19 protein-coding genes are annotated in these 20,089 nt (G+C 64.4%); 9 read left to right on the forward strand and 10 right to left on the reverse strand.

Annotated elements, in window-relative coordinates:
- Positions 1-215 precede the first annotated feature (215 nt).
- The 3 genes from L3K22_RS02705 to L3K22_RS02715 all read right to left on the reverse strand — a co-directional run bounded on the left by L3K22_RS02705 (position 216) and on the right by L3K22_RS02715 (position 3,526).
- On the reverse strand, positions 216-1,331 hold the full coding sequence (locus L3K22_RS02705; protein WP_183376560.1) for a tyrosine-type recombinase/integrase: 1,116 nt from the start codon (positions 1,329-1,331) through the stop codon (positions 216-218).
- 81 nt (positions 1,332-1,412) lie between these two features.
- A complete protein-coding gene (locus tag L3K22_RS02710; RefSeq protein ID WP_183376562.1) occupies positions 1,413-2,963 on the reverse strand; it encodes a SulP family inorganic anion transporter in 1,551 nt (516 codons plus the stop codon).
- Positions 2,964-3,100: 137 nt separating this feature from the next.
- On the reverse strand, positions 3,101-3,526 hold the full coding sequence (locus L3K22_RS02715; RefSeq protein ID WP_183376564.1) for a MerR family transcriptional regulator: 426 nt from the start codon (positions 3,524-3,526) through the stop codon (positions 3,101-3,103).
- 452 nt (positions 3,527-3,978) lie between these two features.
- On the opposite strand from L3K22_RS02715, the gene L3K22_RS02720 reads away from it, so the two are divergent.
- Entirely contained in the window at positions 3,979-8,802 is a 4,824-nt protein-coding gene (locus L3K22_RS02720) for a DEAD/DEAH box helicase (protein WP_263310022.1), read from the forward strand.
- Between the two features lie 229 nt (positions 8,803-9,031).
- Here the strand turns inward: L3K22_RS02720 and L3K22_RS02725 are convergent, their stop codons facing one another.
- The 4 genes from L3K22_RS02725 to L3K22_RS02740 form a co-directional block, all read right to left on the reverse strand.
- Positions 9,032-9,391 (reverse strand): hypothetical protein, encoded by a 360-nt coding sequence (locus L3K22_RS02725; RefSeq protein WP_263310023.1) that lies wholly within the window; start codon positions 9,389-9,391, stop codon positions 9,032-9,034.
- Between the two features lie 39 nt (positions 9,392-9,430).
- On the reverse strand, positions 9,431-9,757 hold the full coding sequence (locus L3K22_RS02730) for a hypothetical protein (protein WP_263310024.1): 327 nt from the start codon (positions 9,755-9,757) through the stop codon (positions 9,431-9,433).
- Positions 9,754-10,182, reverse strand: a complete 429-nt coding sequence (locus L3K22_RS02735) for a hypothetical protein (protein ID WP_263310025.1) — start codon at positions 10,180-10,182, stop codon at positions 9,754-9,756. The genes L3K22_RS02730 and L3K22_RS02735 overlap by 4 nt, the downstream gene beginning before the upstream one ends.
- 173 nt (positions 10,183-10,355) lie before the next feature.
- Entirely contained in the window at positions 10,356-11,297 is a 942-nt protein-coding gene (locus tag L3K22_RS02740) for a toll/interleukin-1 receptor domain-containing protein (RefSeq protein ID WP_263310026.1), read from the reverse strand.
- Between the two features lie 138 nt (positions 11,298-11,435).
- On the opposite strand from L3K22_RS02740, the gene orn reads away from it, so the two are divergent.
- The 6 genes from orn to L3K22_RS02770 all read left to right on the forward strand — a co-directional run bounded on the left by orn (position 11,436) and on the right by L3K22_RS02770 (position 16,137).
- A complete protein-coding gene (orn, locus tag L3K22_RS02745) occupies positions 11,436-12,026 on the forward strand; it encodes an oligoribonuclease (RefSeq protein ID WP_263310027.1) in 591 nt (196 codons plus the stop codon).
- 73 nt (positions 12,027-12,099) lie between these two features.
- A complete protein-coding gene (locus L3K22_RS02750) occupies positions 12,100-12,717 on the forward strand; it encodes a hypothetical protein (RefSeq protein WP_263310028.1) in 618 nt (205 codons plus the stop codon).
- A 24-nt stretch (positions 12,718-12,741) separates the two neighbouring features.
- On the forward strand, positions 12,742-13,608 hold the full coding sequence (locus tag L3K22_RS02755; RefSeq protein WP_263310029.1) for a hypothetical protein: 867 nt from the start codon (positions 12,742-12,744) through the stop codon (positions 13,606-13,608).
- A gap of 38 nt (positions 13,609-13,646) precedes the next feature.
- On the forward strand, positions 13,647-13,874 hold the full coding sequence (locus L3K22_RS02760; RefSeq protein ID WP_263310030.1) for a hypothetical protein: 228 nt from the start codon (positions 13,647-13,649) through the stop codon (positions 13,872-13,874).
- An 83-nt stretch (positions 13,875-13,957) separates the two neighbouring features.
- Positions 13,958-14,989 (forward strand): hypothetical protein, encoded by a 1,032-nt coding sequence (locus tag L3K22_RS02765; RefSeq protein WP_263310031.1) that lies wholly within the window; start codon positions 13,958-13,960, stop codon positions 14,987-14,989.
- A gap of 38 nt (positions 14,990-15,027) precedes the next feature.
- The gene (locus L3K22_RS02770; protein ID WP_263310032.1) at positions 15,028-16,137 is read left to right on the forward strand and encodes a MoxR family ATPase; all 1,110 of its coding nucleotides are present in this window, start codon (positions 15,028-15,030) and stop codon (positions 16,135-16,137) included.
- Between the two features lie 28 nt (positions 16,138-16,165).
- On the opposite strand, the gene L3K22_RS02775 is transcribed toward L3K22_RS02770, so the two are convergent.
- Both L3K22_RS02775 and L3K22_RS02780 read right to left on the reverse strand, forming a co-directional pair.
- Positions 16,166-16,486: a type II toxin-antitoxin system RelE/ParE family toxin gene (locus tag L3K22_RS02775; protein WP_263310033.1), complete on the reverse strand. Its 321-nt coding sequence runs from the start codon at positions 16,484-16,486 to the stop codon at positions 16,166-16,168.
- The gene (locus L3K22_RS02780; RefSeq protein WP_263310034.1) at positions 16,483-16,722 is read right to left on the reverse strand and encodes an addiction module protein; all 240 of its coding nucleotides are present in this window, start codon (positions 16,720-16,722) and stop codon (positions 16,483-16,485) included. The genes L3K22_RS02775 and L3K22_RS02780 overlap by 4 nt, the downstream gene beginning before the upstream one ends.
- A gap of 146 nt (positions 16,723-16,868) precedes the next feature.
- Here L3K22_RS02780 and L3K22_RS02785 point away from each other — a divergent pair, with 146 nt between their 5' ends.
- Positions 16,869-18,185 carry a vWA domain-containing protein gene (locus L3K22_RS02785; protein ID WP_263310035.1) on the forward strand — a complete coding sequence of 439 codons (1,317 nt, stop codon included), beginning with the start codon at positions 16,869-16,871 and terminating at the stop codon, positions 18,183-18,185.
- 70 nt (positions 18,186-18,255) lie between these two features.
- Here L3K22_RS02785 and L3K22_RS02790 read toward each other — a convergent pair whose 3' ends face one another.
- Entirely contained in the window at positions 18,256-18,615 is a 360-nt protein-coding gene (locus L3K22_RS02790; RefSeq protein WP_263310036.1) for a VOC family protein, read from the reverse strand.
- A 138-nt stretch (positions 18,616-18,753) separates the two neighbouring features.
- On the opposite strand from L3K22_RS02790, the gene L3K22_RS02795 reads away from it, so the two are divergent.
- Positions 18,754-20,013, forward strand: a complete 1,260-nt coding sequence (locus tag L3K22_RS02795; RefSeq protein WP_263310037.1) for an AAA domain-containing protein — start codon at positions 18,754-18,756, stop codon at positions 20,011-20,013.
- Positions 20,014-20,089 lie beyond the last annotated feature (76 nt).

Raw genomic sequence — 20,089 nt, forward strand, 5'->3', positions numbered from 1 at the left:
CTGAGCACCACGATCACGCCCCCGACAAGGTGGCGCCGAACGGGACCACCACCGGTGCTCAACACGCCGAATATTCAGTCTTGGTCACAAGGCGGAAGACTTGCTCCCGTGAGAGTTGCACTCCCTGGGAGCGCAGTGGCTCGATGAGGTCGGTGGTTTGGAACATCCCCGCGGCAGCCATTACCTGGCGAAGCTGCCAGGTGATCGGAGTGTCATCACTGGGTGGTGTCATCAGGTCCTCCATAGACACGAGAGAGCGCTTTGGCGATCATCCGGTTCTTGTAATCGTCGCCCACGGAGGTGTAGATCGCCGTGGTCGAGGCATAGGCATGCCCTACTTGGTCCTGGACGAACTTCTCCGCATAGCCCCACTCGATGAGGTTGGTGACGTAGGTGTGTCGCAGCGCGTGCACGCTTAGCTCGGCCGGCCATTCCAGTTGGTCGCGGATCGCGGCGAACCGCAGATCAATGTAGCGCGGCGACACCCGGCTGCCTCGCTCGGTTGGCCAGAGCGGCCCCGATGCCGAGTCGGTGAACCGTGGGCGAGCCGCGTCGATCCATTGCGCGAGGCCGTCGGTGATCCAGCCCAGCTCGGGCAGGGTCAACACTGATCTCCGGCGAGGTCCGGATCCGTGGGACCCCTTTCCCCACCGCACATCGACAGCTCCAAATCGCCCGAACCGTGGAGCCGCGCCGTTGGGTCGCAGATCTGCCACGTCCAGTCCGGTGGCTTCCGCCCGCCTCAGCCCGTAGGCATAGATCGTCTTGAAGATCTGGGCATCTCGGAGCGCCGAGAGAGCTCCCTTCCGGCCGCGGTGAACGATGGTCTCGACCCGTTCGTCGACTGCGGTGAAGAACTGCTCCAGCTCGTCGTAGGTGAGGGCGCGCCGCTCCGCGCGCCCTTCGTAGTCGAGTAGATGAGTAGCCGTGTTCCACTCGTGACAGATCTGCTGAGGCGTCGATCCGAAGCGTTCCTCGCACTCCGTTGCCCACTCGTACCGTGCGTCGGTGAGGTAGTCGCAGAACAGGCGAATGATCGTGTGATACCCGCGGATCGTTGATCGCGCCGCTGGATGGGGACGCGACTTCGCCTGCGTGGTGAAGTCCTCCAAATCGCCCGGCGACCACTCCCACGGATACCGACCCGTGAACTCCCCAAACCGCCGCACAACTTGTGCCCGGCTCGCGATCGTCTGCCACGAGAGCGCCCTGCTGGCCTGCTGATCACTCCACCCCGAGAGCATCGCGTCAAGCACGAACTGCTTCTCGTCCAGCGCGCGCACGTTGCCGAGCCGTCGAAGCGGAGACACTCCGGGATGTTCGTGGACCATCGGGACAGTATTGCATCTGCTGCATCATTGATGCATCCCCTACAGGGCGCATCCGGAATTCGTGCCGAACCTACGGGTTGCTTAGTGCTCGTCGCCGAGTTTGCCGGAGAGGCGCTCCAAGCGCTCGAGGCTGGCGCCGTCGAGCCCGATGATGCGTGTTTCCTTGCCGCGGGCGGTGTATTTGGTCTGCACGGCGTCGAGGGCGGCGACAGTGGAGGCGTCCCAGACGTCGGCGGCGGTGAGGTCGATGATCACGGTTTGGGGATCTCCGGCGTAGTCGAACTGGTAGACCAGATCGTTGCTGGAGGCCCAGAACAGCTGACCCTTGACGGCGTAGCGGCGAATGTCGATGGCGCCATCGCTGTTGACGTCGGTTTCCCACACCTTCTCGATGTGCACCAGGTGGGCGACGCGGCGGGCAAACAGGATCATCGCCGTGATCACGCCGAGGACCACGCCGATGGCGAGGTTGTGGGTGGCGACGGTGGCGATGACGGTGACCAGCATGACGGCGGTCTCGGACCAGGGCATCAGGCGCAGGGTGGAGGGCCGGATGCTGTGCCAGTCGAAAGTGGCGACGGAGACCATGATCATCACGGCGACCAGGGCTGCCATCGGGATCAGGCCGACGATGTCTCCCAGGGCCAGGACGAGGATCAGCAGGAAGACGCCGGCGAGGAAGGTGGAGATCCGGGTGCGGGCTCCGGACTGCTTCACGTTGATCATGGTCTGGCCGATCATGGCGCAGCCGCCCATGCCGCCGAAGAACCCGGAGGCGATGTTCGCGATGCCCTGCCCCCAGGACTCGCGGGTCTTTTTGGAGTGAGTGTCGGTGATGTCGTCGACGAGTTTGGCGGTCATAAGCGATTCCATGATTCCCACGATCGCCATCGCGAAGGCGTAGGGGGCGATGATCTGCAGCGTCTCGAGGTTCAGGGGCACGTTGGGGATGAACAGGGACGGCAACGATTCGGGCAGCTCGCCCTGGTCGGAGACATTGGGCAGCTTCCATCCACTGACCAGCACAGCGCCGGTCAGCAGCACGATCGCGATCAGGGGCGCGGGGACCACGGTGGTCAGGCGCGGGACGAGGACCATGATCGCCAAGCCCGCCAGCACCAGGGGGTAGACGATCCAGGGGATGTCCTCACCGAAGAGGTGAGGCAGCTGGGCGGTGAAGATGAGGATCGCCAGGGCGTTGACGAAGCCGGTCATCACGCTGCGCGGGATGAACCGCATCAGCTTCGCCACGCCGAGCAGCGCCAGGACGACCTGCAGAACCCCGGCGAGGATCACGGTCGCGATCAAGTAATCGAGCCCGTACTCAAGGGCGATGGGCGCGATCACCAGGGCGATCGCGCCGGTGGCGGCGGAGATCATCGCGGGCCGGCCACCGACGAACGCGATCGTGACCGCCATGACGAACGAGGAGAACAGCCCGACCTGCGGGGGGACGCCGGCGAGGATGGAGAAGGAGATCGCCTCGGGGATCAGGGCGAGAGCAACGACGAGACCAGCGAGGACCTCGGTCTTGAGCCGGCGGGGATTGCGCAGGGCCGAGAGAACGGTGTCCGGCTCCTGCTGGGAGTGTTGGGGTCCACTGTCGACGGGCGCAGTGCTGAGGGAAGTCACGGGGGAGTCCTAGCGAGATGAGAGGGATGGGCCCCGGCGGCACGGAACGTTTCCGTGAGGGACCCAAAGGCCAACCCTCACGTTACGTTAGCTTTTACCTCGTGAATACGAGTTCTGCGTCACAGACCACCCTCGCGTCAGGCCTCGCGCTCCCCTGCATCGTCCTGGTGAGCGGGGGTCGAGAGGTCGCGGAGACGCGAGAGGAACTCATCGGCCATCGCGACCTTCTTCTCCAGCGCGCTGCGTCGTTCGATCGCGATGGCCTCGATCTCGTGCAGCTTCTGCCTTGCTTCGAGCGGCGCGTCGGGCTGGGCGACATCGTGGGTGACGTCGAGCAGCTCGCGCATCTGCTCGAGCGTGAAGTCCAGCGGCTTCATGCGACGGATCAGCAGGATCCGCTCGACGTCGGCTTCGGAGTAGAGCCGGAACCCTCCCTCGCTGCGCTCGGACGGGTTGACCAGACCGATCTCGTCGTAGTGTCGCAGCGTCCGCAGGCTGAGCTCCGTGCGCTCAGCGACCGCACCGATGTGCAGTAGCTGCTGGCGATCGTTGTTCTGGCTCATGTCCTCAGTTTGCCCCACCGTGATGACGCTCCCAGCACCTCGGGCGAACCTTGGCGCCCGCGCCCGAGGCACACCTCGTGATGCGCGTACCGCACTGAAGGGAACGCGATCCAGATTAGGGCCAGTACCACACCTGCCCACCTGCCCGTGTCGAGCGTGGGAACCGCCTTCACACCCCGCGCCACCAGCACCACGCACATGTAAGCCAAGGGCGAGACCTGGGTTGCTCGATGGGCAGCCGCGGATCACTGTTGCATCTGTTCAATAATTCTCAGATCCCACTGCAACGTGAATCGACTGCACATCACAGACTCCCGTCGTCGAGTGCATCCAGCGTACTCGCGCCGCCCAGAGTGGAGCATCAAGCGGGGAGGCGGGAGGCGACCGCATCGTCATGGCACGTCAACGCGCGATCGGGCCCCAAGGGCGCAGTGGACTGAGATACTGCTCCCATGTCTGTCTCGATTCATGACCTGCTCGATGAGTTGCGCGTTACGGCGCTGGACCAGCGCGACAAGGGGGATCGGTTCGAGCGTTTGATCAAGGCCTACCTCACTACCGAACCGGAGTGGACGGCACGCTTCGAGAACGTTTGGCTCTGGTCTGAGTGGCCGGACCGGGGCGCGCTAAGGGACACCGGCATCGACATCGTCGCCGAGCTTCGAGACGGACAGGGCCTGGCAGCCATCCAGTGCAAGTTCTATGAGGCGGGGCGCCACGTCGCCAAGGCCGACATCGATTCGTTCATCTCCGCGTCGGCCGGCTCGAAGTGGACCGAGCGCTACGTCTTCGATACCGCCGCCGGGTGGGGCAACAACGCTGAGGCGACGCTCGCCGGGGTTGCGCAGCGCATCGACGTCAGCCTCCTCGACGATGCAAGGGTCGACTGGTCCAAGTACTCCTGGACGCGACCCGAGCAGATCGAGCTCGCCACTGCGCACCAACCGAGACGTCACCAAAAGGCCGCAATGGACGATGTCCGGAAAGGGCTCACCGAGAATGACCGTGGCAAGCTCATCATGGCCTGCGGAACCGGTAAGACCTTCACCTCGCTGAAGATCGCCGAGGACCTCGTCGGCGAGGGCGGGACAGTGTTGTTCCTAGTTCCTTCGCTTCAGCTTTTGTCGCAGTCGCTGCGGGAGTGGATGGCCCAGTCCGAGCTTAACATCCGACCCTTTGCCGTTTGCTCAGACGTACGCGTAGGCCGGAAAGCTGACGACTCTGGCGACCTGTCCACCGTGGACCTCACCGAACCGGCCACGACCAACCCCAGTGTTCTGGTCGAGCGGATGCGCGTCGGCCGGCGGGCAAAGGGGCGCATGACCGTCGTCTTTTCGACATACCAGTCGATAGACGTGATCTCGCAAGCCCAGAAGCTCGGGCTCGGCGACTTCGACCTGGTGATCTGCGACGAAGCGCACCGGACGACTGGCGTGACCCTGGCTGGACAGGACGAGTCACACTTCGTAAAGGTCCACGATGAAGCGTTCCTCCGGGCTCGCAAGCGGCTGTACATGACGGCCACTCCGCGAGTGTTCGACGACGCCGTAAGTAAGAAAGCAGTCGAGAACAACGCCGAGCTCGCCAACATGGCCGACGAGACAAAGTACGGCCCGGAGTTGCACCGTCTCGGGTTCGGTCAGGCAGTCGAGCAGAACTTGCTCACGGATTACAAGGTCATCGTCCTCACGATTGACGAGAAATACGTCGCAGAACACTTTCAGACCACGATGGCTCAGAATGGGGAAATTAAGCTCAACGACGCCGCCAAGCTGCTCGGTTGTTGGCAAGGACTCGCGAAGAACTTTGGCGACACGGAACCAGTCGATGACCCTTCCTCTATGCGACGCGCCGTCGCCTTCGCGAAGGACATTAAGACGTCCTCGACCGCCGCTCAGGCGTTTCCAGCTCTTATCGAGCGAGCACTAGAGGACGAGACCCGACAGGTTAATAATGACTTGAGGATTGAGTCCAAGCACGTTGACGGAACGATGAGCATCCACCGTCGGAACGAGGACCTTGACTGGCTAAAGAAGGACCACGGCGACGATACGTGCAGAGTCCTCACCAATGCCCGGTGTCTGTCCGAAGGCGTCGACGTCCCCGCCCTGGATGCCGTCATGTTCCTGTCCCCGAGGAACTCGCAGGTCGACGTCGTGCAGTCGGTCGGCCGTGTTATGCGCAAGGATCCGACTGGCGCGAAGAAGCTCGGGTACATAATCTTGCCAGTGGTCATCCCGGCAACTCAGACGCCATCGGAAGCTCTGAACGATAACAAGAACTTCAAGGTCGTTTGGCAGGTGCTCCAGGCGTTGCGCTCACATGACGACCGCTTCAACGCGATGGTCAACCAAATCGATTTGAACAAGAAGAAGCCCGACAAGATTGGCATCTTCGACGGCACCCCCCGGCCGACCGACGACGGCAGCAGTGGCGACGGCACCGACAAGCCGGTTCCGCCAGACCACGAGCAGATGAGCTTCGACCTAGGCTTCGACACCTTCCGAGATGCCATGTACGCGAGGATTGTCAAGAAGGTTGGCGAAAGGACCTATTGGGCCGACTGGGCCTCGGACATCGCCGAGATTGCCGAGCGCCACATCACTCGCATCAACGCTCTCCTCGGGTCGTCGGCGAAGACGCGCGAGCGGTTTGACACCTTCCTCGACGGGCTGCGAGGCAACCTCAATGACTCCATCACCGAAGCCCAGGCAGTCGAGATGCTTGCTCAGCACATGATCACGAGGCCAGTCTTCGAGGCCATGTTCGAGGGCTACGACATCGCCGCTCATAATCCCGTAGCTCAAACGATGGAAGGCATGCTGGCGGTACTCGACGAGCACGCGCTCGCTTCTGAGAACGCCACGCTTGAGGGATTCTACGACTCTGTACGGCGCCGCGTCGACGGCGTGAACAATGCGGAGGGTCGCCAGAAAGTACTGGTCGAGCTCTATAACAACTTCTTCGCTAAGGCGTTCAAGAAGACTGTCGACAAACTCGGAATCGTGTACACGCCGGTGGAGATCGTCGACTTCATCCTCCGGTCGGCCGACGACGTGCTCCGGGAGGAGTTCGGGCAGTCCCTTTCCGATGAGGGGGTGCACATTCTTGATGGCTTCACCGGCACTGGCACCTTTATGGTTCGACTGCTACAGCTCGGGTTGGTCAATCCTCACGATCTTGCACGCAAGTATGCGACCGAGATGCACGCCAATGAGTTTCTACTTCTAGCCTATTACATCGCTGCGGTGAACATCGAGACGACTTACGCAGACGCCGCCGTTGATCACGGTCTCGAACCGGCACCATTCCCGGGCCTCGTACTCACGGACACATTCCAGTCTTACGAGGATGGCGACCGGGCCGATCTATCCATATTCCCGGTAAACAACGAACGGATCGAACGGCAGCGGAAGCTGCCAATCACCGTCATTGTTGGAAATCCGCCGTACTCGTTCGGTCAAGGGAACGCCAACGACGATAACGCGAACAACTCCTATCCCGCACTGGACAGGGCGATTCGCGATAGTTATGTCGCACTTTCGGCTGCAACGAACAGCAACCGAATGTATGATTCGTACATTCGAGCCTTCAAATGGGCCGCGTTGCGCATACAAACCAGGGGCATTGTAGCTTTTGTGACAAACGGAGGGTGGCTCGACTCAAAGTCCGCCGACGGAATGCGTCGGTCCATCGAGAACGAGTTCGACAGCGTCTACATTTACAATCTACGCGGTAACATGCGCTCAGCCGACTGGAAGAGGGAGGGAGGACAGATTTTTGGTGCCGGGAGCCAAGCTACGGTAGCAATCACTATTATGGTTAAGAATTCAACTCGCAAGGAAGTCAAGCCGAGATTACTTTACGCAATGTTGCCTGACGGCCTCGATAGAGCGCAGAAGCTCCAGCATGTTTCCACTATAGCCAGCATCAAGGGCATTGACTTCGATAGCCTTCAGCCCAACGCGCACGGCGATTGGCTCGAAATGCGGAGTGATAAATTTCAAAGCTTCACCCCAACAGCAGACCGCAACGCAGATTCCTCAATCTTCAATCTTTACTGCTATGGCCTCAATACTGCGCGCCAGGCTTGGGTGTATTCGTCGGATAGAGCCTCCCTCAATGGCCAGCTGCAACTTCTGGTGACAACATACGAAAGCGACCGCCAAAACCTTGAACGGGGCGCAGCCGCTCAGCTAACTCGAGATCCATCAAAAATCAAATGGAGCCGCACTCTTGAAAAGGCAATACGCCGGGGCGATGCCATCGAGCTTGACCCAGGGCGATTCCGTCACGCGCAGTTCCGGCCATTCAACAGGCAGCATGTCTATTTTGATGACGTCCTAAATGATCAGCGCTATCAGCTACATAGACTCTTCCCGACCGCCGCTACCCATAATAATGGCATCTACATCACAGCCGTCGGTGCATCAAAGCCGTTTAGTGCACTGCATATAGACGCCATTCCAGACCTAAACATGTGGGGCTCGGAGGGCGGGCAGTTCCTGCCAAGGTTCCGATACGAAGCAAGCGGAACCGAGGATGGAATGCTGAATCTGCACGCAACGCAAGACGCTCGCGACATGGTGGATGGATATCGTCGCATCGACAATATTTCTGACGAAGCGCTACTTCTCTTCCGGCAGAGGTATCCTTACGAGCAGATATCGAAAGACGATATCTTCTACTATACATACGGAATCTTGCATGCGGAAGATTACCGCCATAGATATGCAGGCGATCTACGGAAGCTCCTCCCCCGCATCCCCATGGCCGAGGATTTTAGGGCGTTCGCTAACGCTGGCCGCAGGCTGTCCGAGCTTCATCTCGGGTACGAGTCGGCGCCAGCCCATCGTCTTGACGGGGTTAATGCAGAACCTCCTGCGGGAGCCGATCCGTACGATTTCTATGCTGTCGGAGAAGCCAAAATGAAGTACGGTCGCCCCACACCGGAACAAAAGGGCGCCGGCCTAAAGAGCGACCCGACCTCGATCATATTCAACGAAAATATTCGCCTTTCGGGCATTCCCATGGAAGCCCACGAATATCGCCTCGGAACGAAGTCCGCCATCGATTGGATTATCGAACGCTACCACATCAAGACCGATAGTGTTTCTGGAATCGTCAATGACCCGAATGCATGGTCGCGAGAGATTGGTAATCCACGCTATATACTGGATCTGCTCGCGCAGGTTGTGGCGTTGTCCGTAGAAACAGTCAGCATCATCAGATCCTTGCCCCCAACCGACACTACTGAGGTTGAGGACTCTCCTTGAGAATAGAGGCCTACGTGGCGACTGTGTCCTGCGAGGGTTCTGGCTCGCCCACTCCGATGTCAAGGAGATCCGATCCCGGGTGTTCAGTCCTCGGCTTCGGGTCTCGACGGACCGTAGAGACTCGGCTCGTCGTCCGGAGAGGGGCTGGCCCCGTCCGCCTCCCTCACCAGCCCCGCCAGCTGGCCTTCAATGGCTGGCGGCGGGGCGGATTACGTTGCGTCGCTGCGCGTCAAGTCCATGGGTGTGCGCGACGCCAGGCAGCGACCCAGTACGGGTCGGGGCGTCGGCAGCCCTTGCGCAGCTTGGACCTTTCGAGGTGGGCACGGTCGGTGATCCACTGTCGGAGAAAGGGGCCGATCTCCTCGGTGCGGCTCCCCCACTCCGCCACAGTCAAGACCAGCTCGTCGGACCCTGCGTGGATACGGACGGTGTATCGCTCGAGGATGGGCTCGTTGTGCCAGGAGGTGACCTTGACGGGTGGTGCGTCGGTGAGGGTGAGTCGGTAGCCGATGGTGACGGAGTGGACGGCTTGTTCGATCCTCACGGCAGTGAGGTGGTCGGCGTAGCGCTCGAGGGGATCGGCAGTCACGGGGAGGACCGTCTCACCTGGCACTGACGGGCGAGCTAGTCAGGCCGTCTCGGCCAGCGCAGCGATGACCTGCAGCCCAAATCCATCGGAGTATCCATTCCACCACTGGGCCTCGAACTCCTTGACTGTGAGCCGGCCATGCTCGGCGAACCAGGCCTTAAGCTCCTCGGAGGCGTACCTGTTGACCCGGGCCTGCGGCCCCAGGAATAGGGAGTGTGGGTCGATGTGAGCTGCGCGGCCAGTGGCGTTCAGCAGTTCGCCGCGGAGATCGGTGTGGGCGCGGACGAAGCGGCTGTGGCGGTAGTGCTCGAAGTCGGCGCGCATCGCGTGGTACGTCTCGAAGGCGGCGTCCATGATCGCGCTCATCTCCGCCTCCTCGGCTCCGGGCCGCCGACGAGCTCCCCGTCGACCCGGCAGATCCAAGCGTCCGGCGCTGCCCGCATCGGCCACCCATGGCAATCCGGCACGTCCTCCGGTGCGATCCTCGAGGCAGGTTCGATGGCTCGGTGCAGGTGTTCCCACGGCAGCTCGAGGTACCCGTTCTGGTAGCGGGCGAGCACGGTGGAGTAGGTGTGCATGTCGCCGCGGGCGGCGAGCAGGTCGAGCAGCTCCGGAATGCTTGTTGGGGCGCCCGCCGGCACGTCCCCAGCGGTGCCGCGGATGGATCCGTCGACGGCCCGCCACCGGTAGTCGGTGAGGTCATCGGTCCAGGTACGGCGCATAGGGGTGCCGCAGTTTGCACATTCGGACTCGGTTGCCAGGTCCGCGTGGGTCGGTGGCGTGCTGGTCATGGGGCTCCGTTCCGAGGCTGATGACCGGTCAGTGGGCACTACTCCCCCGCCACGGGACTCCGCGTCAGACCGGGTGAATCACCATTTAGCCGGACTTGTCGCGATATCACCAATCCGGTCGGCGCTTCCCTCGCGGGTCCGTTCTATTTCCCTTTGTGGGCGAGCGCTGCTACTCAGGACGACGTGGACCCGGGCTCCTGAACGTCGACAAACACCTTCCATCGGAACCGTATCGACGCCGGTCGATAACCGACCTCATTGTGTTCATCGGTGACGTCGAGCAGGTCGACGGTCGCAAGAGCCCCGTGTCGATTCATCAGAACTACCCGTTGTCCGACCTCTGGTGTGACCGATCGTCCAGGGCGGAGATCCCGGGAGATGTCCCCGTTCTCGCCCTCGTTGGATACAATACCAACAGCAGAAATATTCACGGGATCCCTATACACGTAAACGCTCCGGATGCTACATCCACTTACCCCTAGCGTGAACTCATACTGTCCAAATCCGAAAGTGTAGCCTTTGCCGGGAGAGTGCTCGTAGTCGAAGTCGACCTCACCCTCGAGATGGGGGCTTCGCCAGTTCGACGGGTCCCTCGAAATCTCGATCAACTCGAGTCGCCGAGCACGTTCACGCAACTCCTTTGCGGAAACCTCTTGCGAACGATTGGCAGAGAGTCCTTCCATCCAACGCCAGATATCTTCGAGCTGTTCCTCGCCCCATTTCGTCACGGCACCCCGCTCCGAGTTGAATGAAATGTACTTAGGGTCGTAGGGCTGGAGCCACGCTGGCAGGTGCCGGGAAGGATTGTCTCGCAAGAGGACGAGGAGCCACCCGTCGGGCCTTTCGTTGTAAACCTCGCGAAGCGCCTGGCTCTCTTTCCAAACGCCAGAACCTGGAACACTGTCTGCTTTTTTCACGTACTCGTCATCGGCGACAATCAGAACGCGCTGACACTCGGTGACTCGCTGCATGAACCCTGTCAGGCCGTTGCCGTAGTCCACATCCCGATCGATCAGGACTTCGTGTCCAAGAGCCTGGATCGATGAAGCAAGCAACCGTACCCAGTCCTTGTGCGCTTCGCTGGTCCACGAGTACGAAACGAAGAGATCTGCCATGCCTCGCCTTTCGGTTGTTCCTGCTGACGAGCCTAATGAACTTTCTTGCGCTCGGCGGCTCGTTGCGCACCGGGCTACTCGTCCCGCGACACCCCCACAGCGCCCACTCCCTCGCCACGACCACCGAGGAGGAACCTGTTGCCTGCTGCGAACCCTGACCTGATCGTCTGGATCGACACCGAGACCACCGGACTCGACCCCGCCACCGATGACCTGCTCGAGATCGCCGTCGTCGTCACCTGCAACGACCTCACCGAGCTCGGCGCCTTCAACATTGTCACCACCCCGGCTGATGGGGCGCACGCCGCGATCGAGCGGATGGATGCGTTCGTGCACGAGATGCACACCGCGAACGGGCTGATCGACGCGATAGAGGGCTCGGAGGCGCACGCTCCGCGGACCGCGGACGCCCTGGCCGCTGGAGCGATCGATCGCTTCACCGCCGGACACACTGGACCGTTCCTGCTCGGCGGAAACTCGATCACCCACGACCGCGGCTTCCTCGCCCGCCACGCACCGCAGACCTTCTCCCGCCTGCACTACCGGTCCATCGACGTGTCCGGCATCGAACAGGAGATGCTCCGTGACGGCTACGACCAGCAGATCACCGCCTGGCGCGACCGGTTCGTGCCCTCAGATGCACATCGGGCACTCGCGGATATCCGGGATTCGATCCGGCAGCTAGACGCGCTCCGCTCCATCCGACGAGCCCGGGCGCTAGTCGCGTGAGGGACGACGGTAAGTGCGCAGGGCACCCTGCAGGACCAGCAGGGATGCTTGGCCCCGCCCACATTGCAGGAGCATGACCCTCCCACGCCGCGACACCATCCACGTCCCCCTGTCCACGAACTCGCCCCCGTACCGGATCGACAGAGCCGCCGGTGGTGACTGCTTCGTGCGGATCCACCGGCGCGGTCCAGATCTGCTGGTGCTGGTGCCGCCGGGTGATGGGGCTCGGGAGTTTCGGTGCCGGCTGATCGCCGAGCTGCGGGCGTACTCGGTGCGCTCGGTCGTGACGCGGCGCCGTGGCCGGCTGCTGGCCACGGTCCTCCGCCCGAGCCTGCGGCTGTCAGCCACCTACTCGGCGGATCCCATCGATGCCCTCCGGGGCATGCCCGACACGTCGCTCCGGTATCTGCTGGCCGATGAACTCAGCGGTGGTCCCGCCATGGACGCGCTCCGCCGCACGCTCCTGCGCTCCCCCGCCTCGATCCTGCCCGAGGAGCGGTCCGCGCTCTGGGTCCTCGGAGCCCGTGACCAGTTCTACCCCTCCGCCCTGTCGGCCGTGCGTCGCCTCGCGGAGCTCCGGTTCGTCGAGGCGGTCGAGTCGAGGGCGCGGGAGTTCGCGGTCGAGATGCAGGTGACACTCGACGAGCTGGAGAGCGAGGGGACGGGAGCGCCGCCCACTTCTGCCTGGTGAATACACCCATCAGGAGGAGGCGGCATGAGCGACAGGAAGATCCGCAAGCGCGACACGGGCGAGCAGGGCAACAAGGGCCAGTTCGGCACCCTCACCCGCGAGGAAGCCGAAGTCGCGGTCCCGCAGACCCGGTTCGCTAGGACCGATGGCCGGGAGCAGTCGGCGTCGCAGTGGTGGGACCGCGCCACCCAGCTCACCGACACTTCGGGGGCGATGCCGACGATCGGGCGGGATGCTGGCCGTCCGCAGCGCCGCACCTATACGGGCGATGACTATGCGATCACGATGCCGTCGCATGCCTCGGTGCGACGGTTCGCGGGGCAGGTCGCGGAGCAGACCGGGGATGAGTCGCGGCCGTTCGAGATGCCGATCGAGTACACCGGCCCGGACGGGGACTCGGTGATGTCTGCGGTGCGGGTGTCGAAGCGGGGGCGGTCGTTCGAGGTGACGATGCCGTCGGGCTTCGATCCGGAGCGAAAGGCGCAGGTGTCCGAGTCTGTGCGGGCGACGCTCGAGTCCCGCCGGCCCACCCTGACCAGGGAGCACACCGCGCAGCTCGTCGCCACCTACCGGCACCGTGCCGCCGGCAAGGGCGTGGATACGCGGCGTGCGGCGTCGACGTGGATCAAGGAGATGGGCTACAACGCCGAGGCGCAGCAGGCGACCATCGTCATGCAGCCCTCGAAGAGCAACCCGTCCGGTGCGTACGTGTACAACATGGATCCCGAGACGTGGGGCCGTGTCGCCGAGTCGTCGTCGGTCGGGAAGGCGTACAACCGATACGTGCGCCGGGCCGGGAACACCAGCGTCGACGTGGCCCTACAGTGCGAGGACTGCGGCCGCTACTACGGCTCCGCCACCCGGCACGCCTGCCGGGCGTCCGTCTCCTGACCGTCCCACCAGCAGACCCGGTCGCCCACTTCCAGGGCATGAGCGCACCCGAGACGGCCACCGCACCGCGACCCTCCCCCACCCGGCGGGAGCGGATCCCGGCACAGGTGGCCGTCCTGCTCGGACTGGTGTCCGCGGGCGTCGCGTTCTTCTGGGACAGCGGCCTGCCCTCGTTCCTCCTCGCCCTCGGCGGCCTCGCCGTCACAGTCCTCGGGGCATGCCTGACCCCGGATGGGTGGCTGGTCGACCCGGAGGAGTCGGAGTGAACGCGACCGGGTCGATGAAGGCCGCCGACTATGCAGCCCAGCGCCGACAAGAGGCAGCCCGGACCGGCTCCCCGATTCGCCGCATGTCGGAGACGCTGCCGAGCCTGCACGTGCGCGAGAAGCTGTTCGTGTGGGTCGAGAAGGCCCGGGTCCGCACCTCCGACGGGCCGATGAAGGGCCACGAGATCGCAGCCGTCCTGCTGAACACCGACAACGAGTCCCCGTCGCGTCGCGAGATCGTGATGCCCACCCTGCGGGACCTGCGTCTAGTCATCCGGGCGTTCTCGAAGGCGCGGTTCACGACCATCGACCAGCGCAACAGTGTGCTCGCCGCCCGCCGGATCCTCGACGTCGCCCTCGTGACCCCCTGGTTCTCCTCCCTCACCATCCTCACTCGCGCTCTCACCGCCCGGTACTGGGCACCGTTCGAGGACACCGACGACCTCAGCGCCTGGGCCCGCACCCTCACCGTCACCGACCCCCGCTCGACCACCGGCCTTACCGACCTGAATCGGCTTGCGATCCGCGGGTCGTCGAACCACGGCGCCCTCTGCACTCGCATCTCCTCCGCGTCCGACCGGATCACCCGTGCCCGAGCCTTCCCAGGACCGCTGAATGACGCGCAGGCGTTCGTGGCGATGGAAGCCCTCGGGGACCAGTGGCGGACCCTGTGCGCTGTCGACGAGACCCTCCGCCCTTACAGCCTCGCCGCCCGCCGCACGATCGCCGCGATCCCCGAGCGACCCACCCGCGAGACCGCCACCGAGCGTCTCGTCATCCCGGGAGGGTCGATCCCGTTCCGCAACTCGTCCACCGTGTGGGTCGTCGACCCCACCAGCCCCGACTCCGACCTGCGCGGCGGGAAGGTCACTGGATTCGGCTACGACCACGGCCAGTTCATCCTCGAGGTCACCCCGGACGCGAAGGGCTCCTGGTCGTTCCGCGCCGCGTACGGGCGGCAGATCTACCTGGTGGAGGCACCATTCGGAGCCTCACCGCGGTTCTCCCACAAGGAGCCCTCCCCCTGGGACGGAGGCATCCCACCCATCGACCCGGTCCAGCGGCTCGTCCCCACCGAACTGGCCCTCGCGGGCATGGCGACCACCGCTCCCTGACCGTCCCACCAGGGCGAATGCGCGCCCACTGCTCGGGCATGGTCAGCACTCAGGAAGCAGTGTTCCGCGCGAGCATCGCCGCGAACGTCCCCGTGCTCATGAAGGGTGACTCCGGCATCGGCAAGAGCGCCTTCATCCGCGACTACGCCACCGCCTCGCACCGCCACCTTGAATCGGTGATCCTCGCCCACAAGGAGAAGTCCGACATCGGCGGGATCCCCACCGTCCACGATGGCCCGGTCACGACGACCGAATTCGCGGTCCCCGGCTGGGGCCACCGACTCATCGAAGCGGACAAGGGCATGCTGCTGCTCAGCGAGTTCAACATGGGCGAGGTCGACGTGCAGCAGGCCTGCATGAACGTCCTGCAGGAACGCCAGGTCGGCGAGAACACGTACCTGCCCGAGACCGTGGCGATCGTGCTGGATGGCAACCCGCCCGAGCGGTACGCCACCTCGTCCGACCTGCCGAGTCAGATCGCGAACCGGCTGCTGCACCTGGACTGGGAGCTGGACCGGCAGGCATGGCTGGACGGCATGGCCGCAGATTGGCCCGCGACGTCCGAGCGCATCATCGACGACGTCGATCCCCGTACGGACCGGGTGGCGCGGGAGAAGTCGTTGGTGCTCGCGTTCCTCGATGCGCACCGCCCGTACATTCACGACCAGCCGACGGATCCGGCGCGGGAGGGTGGGGCGTGGCCCTCACCCCGCTCGTGGGACAACGCGATCCGGGTCCTGTCGCGGATCGACGAGGACGCAACGGACGTGCAGGCGACTGCTCTGCGGGGTCTGGTGGGTTCGGTGGCTGGCGACGCGTTCATGCGGTGGCGGCTCGAGGCGGCTGACTTCGACCTCCGAGCCGTTCTGAACGACCCGACCAGTGAGGACTGGACCGACCACCATCCGTCGAGGTCGTTGACGGTGCTGGGTGCCGTGTCAATGTTCGCGGTCGAGCAGGGGTCGCTGGACGTGTGGCGCGACGCCCTTGCCGTCCTGATGCACTGCGCCGCCGTCACGGGGCGGAAGGACGTGTGCCTGCGCTCGGCACGGCTGCTGCTGTCCCGGGCCCCGCAGGGCGCGACGATCCCCGCGTCCGCGGAGGAGACGTTCGGCCCGATGCTGCGGAGCATCGGTGCCTGGAGGTGATCCTCGGGACGCTCGACGGCCTGCGATATCAGTGTCTGAGACGTTCCGTCCAGTATCCGGGCTTCCGGGACTCGTGGGCGTAAGCAAGGACAAATACCTCGCCGGCGCGGACGATGTAGATAAGCCGGTACGGGAACTTCCCGAGGTGCCAGCTTCGAACCGCCGGTGCCCGTTGGACTCCGCGATAGGGCGGAGCGCCATCGGGCCACCCGAGAATCAGCTCGGCCGCCGACTCGACGGCATCAATGAACTGGTCGCCCAAGGCGCCGTCGTCTATGTCGGCGTAGTGGTCATACGCCTCCAGGAGCTCCGCGCGGGCTCCGGGATGGTCACGCCAGGTGAGGGTCACTTGCGACGTGCAGCGGCGCGAGCTCGAGCGATCGCGATCGTCTCCCGGCCACTCACTGCCTCGACCTTTCCGCTGAGCAGCTCATCGAGCCGGCGGTTGATCGTCTCGTCCCATGCGGCGTCGACCTCGGCCTGCCGCTCCTCGTCAATCTGTCGAAGGGAGAGGGCTGCGATTTCGCGCTCATCAGCATCGAGGGTCTTGCCCTCGGCGATGTAGTGCTCCAGTCGCGACGTCATGCGCCTAGTCTACGCGTCGGGGTGACAGTCGACCCGGATCACGACCAGCTGGCAGCAGCCGCGTGCCGCAGGTTGAGCTGCGCGGTCCGTCCTCTCGGAGCCAGGTTTCGCCCACTTCGCGGGTACCCCAGCAGGAGGAGGATGGCATGTCCGGTCACGCCCGGAAGCTCACGCCCGACCAGGAGGATCGCCTGTCGGTGTGGCGTGCGATCGCGGAGATGCGCGCCCCCTACACCGCTGCGATCCTGTACGCGTCCCGGTACGTGAACGTGCCGGGCATCGAGACCCTCGGCGCCGTCGACCCCCGCCTGCGAGTGTTCCTCGACGTGGACGCGATGGACCGCGACTTCACCGACGACGAGAACGGCCAGGTGCTGGTGCACCTGATGTTCCATGTCATGTTCGACCATCACGGCCTGTCGGTGGCGAAGCTCGAGGCCGACGGGGCCCTCTCTCCCGATCTGTGGCGCATGGCGGCCGATGCCGCCGTGAACGACGACCTCGACGACGCAGGCGTCGGCTTCCCTTCGACGGTCTCGACGACGGCGGAGACGATCGGGATGGAGCGGGGGTTGAGCGTCATCGAGTACTACGACGACCTCGCCCGTCGCGCCCACGCCACCGACATGGAGCACGTGTTCTCCCTCGATGACTTTGCCGGGGATCTGTTCAACGGCGCGATGACCCTCGGCACGGACCTGGCGGATCGTGCGTCGCTCGCATTCCTCACCCGCACCTGGGAGGACCTGGATCTGCTGGCTCCCCCGGCGGAGGACTTCGAGGTCGTCGCAGCCGTGCAGCAGGTCGCCGAAGAGATCCTCAAGGACAAGGGAGCCGATGCGGGGCGCCTGGTCCGCTGGGCGGTCGAGGTGACGGCGCCGACCGTGATCCCGTGGCAGACCGTGATCGGCGGGTATCTGCGCCGGGCAGTGCGGCGGAAGCCGCGAGGGGTGTTCAAGTCGTTCTCGCGGGCGTCGCGTCGTCAAGCGGTGCGGGTGCGGATGCCGGACGGGTCCCGGGGCCGGAAGGTCATCCTGCCCGGCACCTCTCGCCCCGACCCGACCATCGTGGTCATCCGGGACACGTCCGGATCGGTGAGCGACCAGGAACTCGGTGAAGTCGCCCGGGAGATCCGCGAGATCGCGGCCCGGTGCGGCGTGCATGAGGACCGGGTGTTCGTCCTGGATGTCGACGCGGCGGTCTACAGGGCTCGTGCCCTGTCGGAGACGGACGTGCTCCACTCGGCCTCCGGGGGAGGCGGGACGGACATGCGCCTGGGCCTGGCCGCGATCCCGGAGATGTACGAGAAGGTGCCGGAACTGGTGATCGTCGCGACGGACGGCGGCACGGACTGGCCGACCACCGCCACGACGTTCCCGACGATCGCGCTGATCACCTCGGACGGCACGGACACGACACCAGGCTGGATGCCATCCGTGTCGGTCGACGGGGTCTCCACCTGACGCGGACGGCTTGTAGGTGACGAAGGAGCCGTGCTGCCATCCGTGTCGGTCAACGGGGTCTCGGTCTGAGTCAGGCGTCGGCGAAGACCCCGAGCCGATTGCCACTGGGATCGGTGAACTCGAAGCGGCGACCACCAGGGAACTCGTACGGCCCGGCGACCACCGTGCCGCCCGCGCTCTTCACGGCCTCGACAGTCGCATCGAGGTCCCCGGAGAACAGCAGCACGAGCGGACCGGCGCTGCTCGGCTCGGCGCCGGGGGTCAGACCACCGATCTCGCCGTCCCCATCGGCGGCTCGGATGCCGGAGTACTCGGGGCCGTAGTCGTTGAACTCCCACCCGAAGGCTGCCGCGTAGAAGGCCTTGGCGGCGGCGAGGTCGGTGACCCCGAACTCGATGTAGCTGATCGCGTGGTGCGTCGGTGCGGCCATGACGGGCCTCCAGGGCTCGGGAACGGGTCTCACAAGTATGTCCCCGGGCTCAGACGACGGGGCTCTCTGTCCCTCCGCTCTTTCGGTTCGCCCACTTGGTGAGGGACGGCATCACCGGATGAAGGAGTAGGCGTGGCCTTGAGCGCGGCAGACTTGAACACCCTCGGCATCGACACCTCAAAAGCCCCGCGTGTCGAGCCGTCGCCCGAGGAGGTCACCACCGCGAGACAGGTGCCGTCGTGGCGGTCGCTGGTCCCGGGGTCAGTGCTGTCGCATGCGCTGTACGAGACCGTCTCCGGCCGCCGGGTCACGATCATCGACTCCCCTCCTGGGTCCGGGAAGACCACCCTTCTCGTCAACGCCGCACTCTGGCTGGGTGCGAACACGGACCTGACCGTCACCGTCGCCGCCCCCACCCGCGCAGCCGCCACATCTGTCGCTGAACGCCTCGCGGACGTGCACGAGCAGGCATCGGTCGTCCTCGCGCTGAATGGGGTGGACAAGGCGTCGAGCTCGGCGATCCACACCCCCGGCAACGGCGCATTCCAAGGGCAGGCCGGGGACATTGTGGTGCGGACCATGGCGTCGATGGCGATGAGCACCTCCACCACCTGCGACCTGCTGATCGTGGATGAGGCGTACCAGTCGACGTTTGCGTCCCTGGTCGCGTCGGCGAAGGGGTCGGAGCAGGTGCTGATGGTCGGCGACCCGGGCCAGATCGGCCCCGTGATCACGACGGACACGACCGTGTTCGAGGACAGTCCCTACCCGCCGCACGGACGCGCCCCCGACGTACTCCGTCATCATCCGTCGGCGCTGGTGGCGCACCTGCCGACCTCGTTCCGGCTCGGGCAGCGCACGGTCGATGCGATCGACCCGCTGTACGACTTCGCCTTCTCCTCTTCCCGCCCGGACCGGCGCATCGTCGGCCACGACGAGATCGAGGCCGTACAGATCGACAAGCCGGATCCGGTGGACCTGTATGCAGAGGTCGCCCGTCTGGCCGCCACCTACATCGGCAAGACTGTCGAGACGACCGACGGGTCCCGTCCGCTCACGCCGGGCGATGTGTGTGTCGTGGCAGGGGACAACATGGCCGTCAACGGGATCGCCGGATTCCTCTCCACCATGGGCCACTACCCCGGCATCACCGTCGGCACCGCAGACCGACTGCAGGGCGGGCAATGGCATGCCGTGATCGCGCTGGACCCCCTCGCGTCGGCGTCCACCGTCTCCGAGCACCACCTCGCCCGCGGCAGGCTGTGCGTGATGGCATCCCGCCACATGACCCACCTGACCTGGGCGTACAGCCGCGACTGGCAGAACCTCATCGAAGCCCACGAGGACGTCGAGGACGCGGCCACGATGATCCAGGTGCGACAGAACCTCATCGGCTGACAACGAACCGGGCGGCAAGAACGTGGATCCGCCGCCCACTTCACCGTCCACACCTTCGCGGTGCCGGAGAGACCTG

The organism is Brachybacterium atlanticum (assembly GCF_025669985.1).
GTDB lineage: Bacteria > Actinomycetota > Actinomycetes > Actinomycetales > Dermabacteraceae > Brachybacterium > Brachybacterium conglomeratum.